Source organism: Shinella sp. R2-11, assembly GCF_055330205.1.
Genome location: NZ_JBVAPC010000001.1, coordinates 929,769 through 940,325 on the forward strand (window position 1 = coordinate 929,769; position 10,557 = coordinate 940,325).

At 64.1% G+C, this 10,557-nt stretch carries 8 protein-coding genes and 1 pseudogene; 8 read left to right on the top strand and 1 reads right to left on the bottom strand.

Annotated features, from left to right (window positions below):
• The first annotated feature begins 67 nt into the window (after positions 1 to 67).
• From ACZ1A1_RS04365 to ACZ1A1_RS04400, 8 genes are all read left to right on the top strand, one after another.
• Positions 68 to 679: an SDR family NAD(P)-dependent oxidoreductase gene (locus ACZ1A1_RS04365; RefSeq protein WP_463618930.1), complete on the top strand. Its 612-nt coding sequence runs from the start codon at positions 68 to 70 to the stop codon at positions 677 to 679.
• Entirely contained in the window at positions 669 to 2,345 is a 1,677-nt protein-coding gene (locus ACZ1A1_RS04370) for a thiamine pyrophosphate-dependent enzyme (RefSeq protein WP_463618931.1), read from the top strand. Before ACZ1A1_RS04365 ends, ACZ1A1_RS04370 begins: the two co-directional genes overlap by 11 nt.
• Entirely contained in the window at positions 2,342 to 4,420 is a 2,079-nt protein-coding gene (locus ACZ1A1_RS04375) for a hydantoinase/oxoprolinase family protein (RefSeq protein WP_463618932.1), read from the top strand. The genes ACZ1A1_RS04370 and ACZ1A1_RS04375 overlap by 4 nt, the downstream gene beginning before the upstream one ends.
• Positions 4,421 to 4,422: 2 nt before the next feature.
• A complete protein-coding gene (locus tag ACZ1A1_RS04380; RefSeq protein WP_463618933.1) occupies positions 4,423 to 6,042 on the top strand; it encodes a hydantoinase B/oxoprolinase family protein in 1,620 nt (539 codons plus the stop codon).
• Positions 6,039 to 7,244 carry a pyridoxal phosphate-dependent aminotransferase gene (locus ACZ1A1_RS04385; protein WP_463618934.1) on the top strand — a complete coding sequence of 402 codons (1,206 nt, stop codon included), beginning with the start codon at positions 6,039 to 6,041 and terminating at the stop codon, positions 7,242 to 7,244. Before ACZ1A1_RS04380 ends, ACZ1A1_RS04385 begins: the two co-directional genes overlap by 4 nt.
• A gap of 12 nt (positions 7,245 to 7,256) precedes the next feature.
• Complete coding sequence (locus tag ACZ1A1_RS04390) at positions 7,257 to 8,075, top strand: NAD-dependent epimerase/dehydratase family protein (RefSeq protein WP_463618935.1); 819 nt, start codon at positions 7,257 to 7,259, stop codon at positions 8,073 to 8,075.
• The gene (locus tag ACZ1A1_RS04395; RefSeq protein WP_463618936.1) at positions 8,072 to 9,277 is read left to right on the top strand and encodes an NAD(P)/FAD-dependent oxidoreductase; all 1,206 of its coding nucleotides are present in this window, start codon (positions 8,072 to 8,074) and stop codon (positions 9,275 to 9,277) included. The genes ACZ1A1_RS04390 and ACZ1A1_RS04395 overlap by 4 nt, the downstream gene beginning before the upstream one ends.
• 64 nt (positions 9,278 to 9,341) lie before the next feature.
• Complete coding sequence (locus tag ACZ1A1_RS04400) at positions 9,342 to 10,244, top strand: LysR substrate-binding domain-containing protein (RefSeq protein ID WP_463618937.1); 903 nt, start codon at positions 9,342 to 9,344, stop codon at positions 10,242 to 10,244.
• A 165-nt stretch (positions 10,245 to 10,409) separates the two neighbouring features.
• Here the strand turns inward: ACZ1A1_RS04400 and ACZ1A1_RS04405 are convergent.
• Positions 10,410 to 10,557 (bottom strand): annotated as a pseudogene (locus ACZ1A1_RS04405) (electron transfer flavoprotein subunit alpha/FixB family protein); the annotation flags it as partial.

A 10,557-nucleotide genomic window follows, 5' to 3' on the forward strand; every position in this document is an offset into this window, starting at 1 on the left:
CCAATTTCTTCGTTTTAAGCAACGCCGTGCGGAGGCATCGTGCAACTTGCCTCATGGAGATCGTGTAATGACGAAAGCACTTGTCACGGGGGCGACGCGTGTTCCCGGACGCGTGATCGCGACCACGCTCGCAAGAGAGGGCTGGGAAGTGCATGCGCTCGGCCGCGATCGTATCGCACTTGACGAGATGCGCGGTGAGCATGGCATCCTGCCGTTGGCGATGGACCTGACGGATCGCGAGTATGTTCGCCTCGTCGCGGAAGGTCTGGAGCCGGATGTCCTTGTCCATGCGGCGCTTCGCTGGCCCGAGCAGACCCGTTTTCTCGGTCTTGCCGAAGCCGACATTGATATGGCGCTCGAGGTCAACCTGTCCGCAACGCTGCATGTCACGCGGGCCGTCCTTCCCTCTATGATCGAACGAGGCCGCGGGGCGCTCGTCATGATCTGCCGTGAAGACAGTGACATGAAAAATGCGATCGAGCGCGCCGCCGCGTGGGCGATCGACGGCTTTGCGCGCGCGCTCGCCGACGAAGTCCAGGGCAGCGGAGTTTTCGTCCATCGCCTCGCTTTAGGCAAGCCGCCTTTCCGGCAAATGGGATCGCAGCTCCTTTCGCTGCTGTCGGCATCCGGTTTTCAACCCCACATCATCGAACGGCAGGAACATGGAAATGGAACGTAATGGGGGGCAATTGCTCGTCGAGTGCCTTCTGGCGCTGGGAGCGACGAAGAGCTTCGGGGTGCCGGGGGAAAGCTATCTCGCGGTGCTCGACGCGCTGCACGATACCGGCGGACGCCTCGATTATGTCCTGTGCCGCAATGAAGGCGGTGCCGCGTTCATGGCGGCGGCCTACGGCAAGCTGACCCGCCAGCCGGGCATCTGTTTCGTGACCCGCGGCCCCGGCGCCACCAATGCCTCGATCGGCGTGCACACCGCCATGCAGGATTCCGCGCCGATGATCCTCTTCGTCGGCCAGGTGGGAACCGACATGAAGGGCCGCGAAGCGTTCCAGGAAGTCGACTACAAGGCCGTCTTCGGCACCATGGCCAAATGGGCCGTCGAGATCGATCAGGTCGAGCGCATCCCGGAAATCCTCTCGCGCGCCTGGACGCTCGCGGTTTCGGGCCGTCCCGGCCCGATCGTGATCGCGCTGCCCGAGGACATGCTGACCTCGCTCACCAAGGCTGCGCCGCTTTCCGGCCCTGTCGAGATCGCCGAGCCCGCGCCGTCGGCTGCGGCCATGCAGCGCCTGCGCGGGATGCTGGAAGGCGCTAGACGTCCGGTCATCCTCTATGGCGGCTGCAACTGGGCCGAGGGTTCGATGGACGCCGTCCGGCATTTCGCCGAAGCGTCCGACATTCCGGTCGTTTCCGTCTTCCGCTACCAGGACCAGTATGACAACGCGTCGCCGACCTTTTGTGGCGAGGCCGGCGTCGGCATGGTCGCCTCCGTCAAAGAATTGTTGCGCGACGCTGACGTTATCCTCGCGATCAACAATCGCTTTGGGGAGAATTCCACGGACGGTTACACGCTGTTCGACGTGCCGCAGCCCCGCCAGCAGATCATCCATGTCCATGGTTCGGATCTGGAGATCGGCAAGGTCTACCGGCCGGCGCTCGGCATCCATGCCGGCCCGAATGCGTTTGCGCAGGCGCTGGGCGCGCTCGAACCGATCAAGGGAGAGTGGGGGCAGTGGCGGGCCAAGGGGCGCGCGGCCTACGAAAAGGGCTTCGATCTCCCGGACCTGCCGTCGCCTGTCGACATGGGTAAGATCACGGCGCTTCTAAACGATGTGTTGCCTGACGATGTGATCCTGACCAATGGTGCGGGCAATTTCACGGTCTGGCCCAACAAGTTCTTCAAATTCGGGCCGAAGGCCCGGCTTCTCGCCCCGCAATCCGGCGCGATGGGCTATGGCGTTCCGGCGGCCGTGGCCGCCAAGGTCGCCCATCCCGAGCGCACCGTCGTCTGCTTTGCCGGCGACGGCGACTTCCAGATGAACTGCCAGGAGCTGGCGACCGCCCTCCAGCATGAGGCGCAGCCGATCATCCTGCTCATCAACAACGGCATCTACGGCACGATCCGCGCCCATCAGGAGCGGCACTACCCGGAACGCGTTTCCGCCACGACGATGGTCAATCCGGATTTCGTGGCGCTGGCGAAGTCTTACGGCTTCCATGCGGAGCGTGTGGAAACGACGGCGGACTTCGCGGCCGCCTTCGAGCGCGCGCGCGCATCGAAGACCGGCGCCCTTCTCGACCTTGATATTTCTCCCGAGGCGTTGACCCCGCGCCAAACGCTGAGCCAGATGCGCAAGGCCGCTCTTTCTGCAAAGGAAACCGCATGACACAGCGTCACGACATCCGCCTCGGCGCCGATATCGGCGGCACCTTTACCGACATCGCGCTCGATGTGCGCGGCAAGCTCTTCTCGACGAAGGTGCTGACCAATTATTCGGCGCCGGAGCAGGCGATTCTCGACGGTATCGAGATCGTCGTCCGGGATGCGGGCATTTCGCCCGGCGATATCGACATCGTCATCCACGGCACGACGCTCGCCACCAACGCGCTCATCGAGCGCCGCGGCGCACGAACGGCGCTCGTCACGACAGAAGGTTTTCGCGATGTCATCGAGATGCGCACCGAAAACCGCTTCGAGCAATACGATCTCAGCCTCGTGCTGCCGAAACCGCTAATCCCGCGCGAGGATCGTTTCCCGGTCAAGGGCCGCATCGATGCACAGGGCCGGGAGCTTCAGCCGCTCGACGAGGCGGCGCTGGAAGCCTTGGCTGGTGTCATCGCGGAGCGCGGCTTCGGGGCCGTCGCCATCGGCTTCATCCATTCCTACATGAACTCGGCGCATGAGGAGCGCGCCCGCGAGATCCTGTCGAGGAAACTCTCGATCCCGATCTCGATCTCGGCGGAAGTCTCGCCGCAGATGCGCGAGTTCGAACGGTTCAACACGGTCTCGGCCAATGCCTATGTGCGTCCGCAGATGGCCGATTACCTGTCGCGCCTGCAGGTGCGGCTGAAGGGGATGGGGGCACAGTGCCCGGTCTTCATGATCCATTCGGGCGGCGGGCTCATCTCGGTGGAGACGGCTTCCGAATTCCCGGTTCGCCTCGTCGAATCCGGTCCGGCCGGCGGGGCGATCTTCGCCGCCGACATTGCCCGCCGTTTCAGCCTCGACCGTGTCGTCTCCTACGACATGGGCGGCACGACGGCGAAGATCTGCCTGATCGAGGACTACCAGCCCCATACGGCGCGCACCTTCGAGGTCGCCCGTACCTACCGGTTCTGCAAGGGCTCGGGCATGCCGATCTCGATCCCTGTCATCGAGATGATCGAGATCGGTGCGGGCGGCGGCTCCATCGCCTGGGTCGATGCCATGGGCCGCATTCAGGCCGGCCCGGAATCGGCGGCCTCCGAGCCCGGCCCCGCCTGCTACCAGCGCGGTGGCGAACGGCCGGCGATCACCGACGCGGATCTGGTGCTCGGCAAGCTCGATCCCGATAATTTCGCCGGTGGAAAGATCAGGCTTTCGGTCGACAATGCCAGCGCGGCAATCGCACGCGATGTCGGCGGAAAGCTGAAGCTCGCGACCGAGGCCGCCGCCTTCGGCATCGTCGAGGTCGTGGACGAGAACATGGCCAATGCGGCGCGCGTCCATGCGGTCGAGAACGGCAAGAACATTTCCGAGAACATCATGATCGCCTTCGGCGGCGCAGCACCCCTGCATGCCGCCCGCCTTTGCGAAAAGCTCGGCGTGGACCAATGCCTCATTCCGCAAGGCGCGGGTGTCGGCTCGGCCATCGGCTTCCTCAAGGCGCCGTTCGGCTATGAGGCCCTGGCCTCGAAGATCATGCGCCTGTCGAAGTTCGATGCCGGCGCGATCAACGCCATGCTCGACGACCTGAAGGCGTCCGCCGAGGGGTTCGTGCGTGCCGGAACGGACGGGGCGATCGTGCGCGAGATCACCGCCTTCATGCGCTATGCGGGGCAGGGCTGGGAAATTCCCGTGGCTCTGCCCGACCGCGCCTTCACCGCGGCGGATACCGTCATGATCGAAGCGGCTTTCAAGGAGCGCTACGCCCAGTTCTTCGGCCGCGCCGTCGAAGGCCTGGAAATCGAGTTCGTCACCTGGTCGGTCAAGGCCCAGGACGTCCGCCCGGAAGGCGAACGCTTCGCGCTTGAAACCGATGGTGCCGCAACCGCCGCGCCCGTGACGAGGGCCGTGTTCGATCCCGCCTCCGGCAAGACGCTGGAAACGGCGATCGTGCCGCGCGATACGCTTTCGCCCGGTACGCGGGTGACAGGCCCGGCCGTCATCGTCGAGCGGGAAACCTCCACCATCGTCACGTCGCCGTTCGATGCCGTCATCCAGATCGACGGCACCATTCTTCTCGTGCGCAAGGGTCACTGATCATGAGCGATATCAATGAAATTCGCATGCAGGTCATGTGGAACCGCCTGATCTCGGTAGTCGAGGAGCAGGCGCTGACGCTACTGCGCACGGCGTTTTCCACCTCCGTCCGCGAGGCGGGCGATCTTTCGGCCGGCGTCTACAACGCCAAGGGCGAGATGCTGGCCCAGGCCGTCACCGGCACGCCCGGCCATGTCAACACCATGGCCGAGGCGGTCCTGCACTTCATCGCCGAAATCCCGCGCGAGGAGATGTATCCGGGCGATACCTACGTCACCAACGATCCGTGGAAGGGCACCGGCCACCTGCACGACATCACCATGGTCTCGCCCTCGTTCAAGGGCGAGGAGCTGATCGGCTTCTTCGCCTGCACGGCCCATGTGGTCGATGTCGGCGGGCGCGGCTTCGGGGCGGATGGCAAGTCGGTCTATGAGGAAGGCATCCAGATCCCGATCATGAAGTTCGCCGAGCGCGGCACGGTGAACAAGGACCTCCTGAAGATCTTGCGTCTCAATGTGCGCGAGCCGAATCAGGTGATCGGCGATTTCTACTCGCTCGCCGCCTGCAACGACGTCGGCCACAAGCGGCTGATCGAGATGCTGGACGAGGTCGGCTACGACAATCTCGATACGCTCGGCGATTTCATCCTGTCGCGCACGCACACGGCGACGATGGAGCGTATCGCCGGCCTGCCGAAGGGTTCCTGGACGAACGACATGCTGACGGACGGCTACGACGTGCCGATCCGCCTCGCGGCCGAGGTCTCGATCACCGACACGGGCGTCAATGTTGATTTCTCCGGCACGGACGGCGTGAGCCGCTGGGGCATCAACGTGCCGCTGATCTATACCAAGGCCTATGCTTGCTATGCCCTGAAATGCGTGGTGGCGCCCGACATTCCGAACAATTCGGCCTCTCTCGCCGTCTTCAACGTCTCTTCACCCACGAACATTCTCAATGCTCCGCGCCCGGCCCCGGTTTCGGTGCGCCATGTCATCGGCCATATGGTGCCGGACCTCGTTCTCGGCGCGCTCGCCAAGGCGTTGCCAGGCCAAATCCTTGCCGAAGGGGCGGCGGCCCTGTGGAACATCCATATTTCGGCCCGCCCGGTTGCCGGCGCATCCGGCCGGCGTGCGGAGGTGCTGATGTTCAACTCCGGCGGTATGGGCGCGCGCCCCGGCCTCGACGGCCTTTCCGCGACGGCCTTTCCCTCGGGCGTCCACACCATGCCGATTGAGGCGACCGAGCATACCGGCCCCATTGTCGTCTGGCGCAAGGAGCTGCGCCCCGATTCCGGCGGTGCCGGCAAGCATCGCGGCGGTCTCGGCCAGATCATCGAGATCGCGCCTGCCGAAGACCATGAATTCGACTTCTCGGCGATGTTCGACCGCATCGCGACGCCGGCCCGCGGGCGCGACGGCGGCGAAGACGGGGCACCCGGCTCGGCGAGGCTCGATGACGGCACGAAGCTGCGGCCGAAGGGCTGGCAGCATGTGCCGGCGGGCCGCCGGCTGGTGCTGGAACTGCCGGGTGGCGGCGGTTTCGGAAACCCGGCCGAGCGCCCGGCCGAAGCCAAGGCCGAAGACCTGTCCAAGGGTTATGTGACGGAGAAGAAACGATGAGCCATATCGCCAGCCGGCTTTCCGCCGTCAAACCCTCCGCCTCCATGGCCGTCTCGCAGGCCGCCAAGGATCTGGCGGCGACGGGCATCGACGTGATCGACCTCGGTCTCGGCGAGCCGGATTTCCCGGCGCCCGCCCACATCACCGAGGCCGCCTTCGAGGCGGCGCGCCGGGAGCGCATGCTCTACACCGCTTCGCTCGGCACGGTGGACCTGCGCAAAGCCATCGCCGCCAAGTTCCGCAACGAAAATGGCCTCGACTACACCATAGACGAGATCGCGGTCGCCAACGGCGCCAAGCAGATCATCTTCAATGCGCTGATGGCGACGCTGGAGGAGGGCGACGAGGCGATCCTGCCCGCGCCGTACTTCGTCTCCTATCCGGAAATGGTGAAGCTCTTCGGCGGCGTGCCGGTCACCCCGGCCTGCCCGGCGGAGAACGGCTTTCGCCTGACGCCCGAGGTGCTGGAAGCGGCGCTGACGGAAAAGACCCGCTGGCTGTTCCTCAACATGCCGGGCAATCCCTCCGGCGCGGTCTATACCGAGGCGCAGCTCAAGGCGCTCGGCGCGGTGCTCACGAAATATCCGAAGGTGATGATCCTCTCGGACGAGATTTACGAGCATATCATCTTCGACGGGCGGGCCTTCGTCTCGTTCGGCGCGGCCTGCCCGGAACTGCGCGACCGCTCGCTGATCGTCAATGGCATGTCCAAGGCCTATGCCATGACCGGCTGGCGCGTCGGCTACGCCGCCGGGCCGAAAGACCTGATCAAGGCGATGGCGACGATCCAGAGCCAGTCCTGCACTTCCGTCTCGGCTCCGGCGCAGATCGCGGCGAGAGCCGCGCTGGAGGGGCCGCAGGATTGCGTCGCCGAATTCCGCACGGCCTTCGAACGCCGCCGCGACCTCGTGGTCGAGGGCATCGCGAAGATCAATGCGCTGAGCCTCGATCCGCCGGAGGGCGCCTTCTATGCCTATATCGGCTGCGCCGCGCTGATCGGCGCCAGAACCCCCGCCGGGCAGACCCTGGAAGACGATGTCGCCGTCGCGAAATACCTTCTCGACGAGGGGCATGTGGCGGCGGTTCCGGGCACGGCCTACGGTCTGTCGCCCTTCTTCCGCATTTCCACGGCAACCTCCGAGGCGGTGCTGACGGAGGCGGTGAAGCGCATCGCCGCCGCCGTCGCCAAACTCGAATTCTGATTGGAACGAAGAATGTCCAAACCCTACAAGACCATTCTGATCACGGGTGCGGCGGGCCGGCTCGGCACGGAACTGCGCCGGGGCCTTGCGCCCCTCGCCGACACGCTGCGGCTTGCCGATATCGTCGAGGTCACGGATCTCAAGCCGAACGAGGAGGCGATGGTCTTCGACCTCGCGGACGAGGCCGCCGTGACGAAGGCGGTCGAGGGTGTCGACGCCATCGTGCATTTCGGCGGCGTTCCGCTGGAACGGCCCTGGCAGGATATTCTCGACGCCAATATCCGCGGCAGCTACCACATCTACGAGGCCGCCCGGAAAAGCGGCGTCAAGCGCGTGGTCTATGCCTCCTCCGTGCATGCGATCGGCTATCACACGCTGGAAGCCCATATCGATACGGACGCCCCGGTGCGGCCGGACAGCCTCTACGGCGTTTCCAAATGCTTCGTCGAGGCGCTGAGCCGCTTCTACTGGGACAAGTTCGGACTGGAGAGCGTGTGCCTGCGCATCTTCTCCTCCTTCCCGGAGCCGGCCGACCGGCGCATGCTCTGGTCCTGGCTGTCCTTCGAGGATTGCATCCGCCTCGTCGCCGCCAGCCTGACGGCGCCGCGCGTCGGCCACACGATCAGCTTCGGCCTTTCCGACAATGCCGTCAAGCCGGTCGACAATGCCAGGGCCGGCCATATCGGTTATGTGCCGCAGGATAACACGGAGCGTTTCCGCGCCGGGGTCGAGGCGGAAAAGCCGCCGGTCGATCCGAAGGCGCCCTCCACTGTTCACCTTGGCGGATGGTTTGTCGATATCGGCCATCCCGATGATGAGGCATCGAAATGAAAGACCAGTATGACGTCGTCATCGTCGGCGGCGCGGTGATCGGTTCCGCCGTCGCCTATTATCTCGCGGCCAATCCCGATTTCGGCGGGTCCGTGCTCGTCGTCGAGCGCGACCCGACCTATCTGAAGGCGGCGACCTCGCTGTCGTCGTCCTCGATCCGCACGCAGTTCTCCAATCCGATCAACGTGAAGATCAGCCAGTACGGCTCCGAGGTCATCCGCAATTTCGGCGAGATGATGCAGGTCAGCGACGACAAGCCGGATCTCGCCTTCCATTCGGGCGGCTACCTGTTCCTCGCCAACACGCCGGAGCAGGTGCAGGTTCTCAGGGAGAACCATCAGGCGCAGATCTCCTGTGGCGCCGATGTCGTGCTCTGGAACCGCGACGAGCTGGCAAACGCCTTCCCGCATCTCAACGTGGCGGATATCGAACTCGCCTCCTACGGCCGTTCCGGCGAAGGCTGGTTCAACAATACGGGCCTGATGTACGGGTTCAAGAACAAGGCCCGCTCGCTGGGCGTCGACTATGTCACGGATGAAGCCGTGGCCATCGGCCGGGATGGCGATGCCGTGACGTCGGTGACGTTGAAATCGGGCGCGGTCGTCAAGGCCGGCACGATCGTCAACGCCTCCGGTCCGCGCGCCGCGCTGACGGCCCGCATGGCCGGCCTCGATATTCCGGTCGAGCCGCGCAAGCGCACCCTGTTCGTCTTCGATTGCGCCCGTACGCCGGAGGGAACCGCCACCGTCAACCAGAGGCGGCTTCCGCTGATGATTGATCCGTCCGGCGTGTTCTGCCGGCCCGAGGGCCGCTTCTTCCTGACGGGCTGCCCGCCGGTGGAGGATCCGGCCACGGATTGGGACGATTTCGAGCCGCGCTACGAGGAGTTCGAGGAGATCATCTGGCCGGCGCTGGCCGAACGGTCGCCCCAGTTCGAGGCGATCAAGGTGGTGAACCAGTGGGCGGGACATTACGACTTCAACACGCTCGATCACAATCTGATCGTCGGCCGTCATCCGGTGGTGCGCAATTTCGTTTTTGCGAACGGCTTTTCCGGCCATGGCCTGCAGCAAGGACCCGCGACGGGACGGGGCGTGTCCGAGTTGATCACCTACGGCGAGTATCGCACACTGGACCTGACCGAGGTCGGCTACGAGCGGATTGTGGAGAATCGTCCGTTCCTCGAAAAAGCCGTGATATAACGGCCACCGGCTCCAACGATGTGTGGGGCCGGTCGTCATTTGATATTGCCTGCCGGAGGGTGATTTGGCTGGACAGCATACGCGGCTTCCCCCTCTTAATGCGCTGCGCGCGTTCTGGGCGGTCATGCGGCAGGGGACGTTCCGCAGCGCGGCCGACGAGCTGCTTGTCACGCCGCAGGCCATCAGCCAGCAGATCAAGCTGCTGGAAGATACCCTGCATGTGCCGCTGTTCGAGCGGAAGGCGCGGGTCATCGAGCCGACGGAGCATGCGATCATCCTCTCGCATTTCGTCCAGGCGGGTTTCGACGAATTCACCGAAGGCATCCGCCGCGTCACCAACTCGACCTATCGCAACCGTATCAACATCAATGTCAGCCCGTATTTCGCCACGCGCTATCTGATGGAGCGGCTGGAGCGTTTTCGCCAGCGCATGCCCGGCGCGGATATCCGCCTGACGACGATGGTGAACGTCCGCGATTTCGCTGCCGACGAGGTGGACGTTTCCATCCAGTGGGGCTTCGGCAACTGGAAGGAATATGACGTCAAGCTCTTGATGCACGATCCGAAGATCATTTGCTGTTCGCCGGAACTGGCCAGGCAGATCTCTTCGCCCGCCGATCTCGGCCGCATGACGCTTCTTCACCCCGTCATGGCACGCGATCTCTGGCGCAAGGTGTTGGCGCATCTCGGCTTGCCTTCGCTCGAAATGGCCGGCGAGATCGAGTTTCAGGATGCAGCGACGATGCGCAAGGGCAGCATCTCCGGCATCGGCGTCGGGCTTGTTTCGAAGCTTGATGCGCTTGCCGATATCAAGGCAGGCACCCTGGTGGCGCCGCTCGGCCTCGATATCCTCGATACGATGGACAGGAAGGATGTTCCCGGCTTCTATCTCATCGTTCCGAGAGCCCATAAGAGGGTCAAGATCATCTCCGCCTTTTGTGACTGGATCACCGCTGAGCAATGGTGAAATGAGAGGAATGCGGGACAGACGTGGCTCGGCAGTTTCCGCACATGCGTCTAAACTTCTACTATTTCGCTGAACGACATCCGATCGTCATCTCGTCGGGCAGGATTCGGCTGCGCCAGAGTGTTTGATGGCGGAAGGTGTCTTCCGCCATCGCCGTCATTCTGATTAAAGCGCCTTCTCAAGCTCCGGGAGGATTTCGAAGAGATCGCCGACAAGGCCGTAGTCGGCGACCTGGAAGATCGGCGCCTCCTCGTCCTTGTTGATGGCGACGATGACCTTCGAGTCCTTCATCCCGGCAAGGTGCTGGATGGCA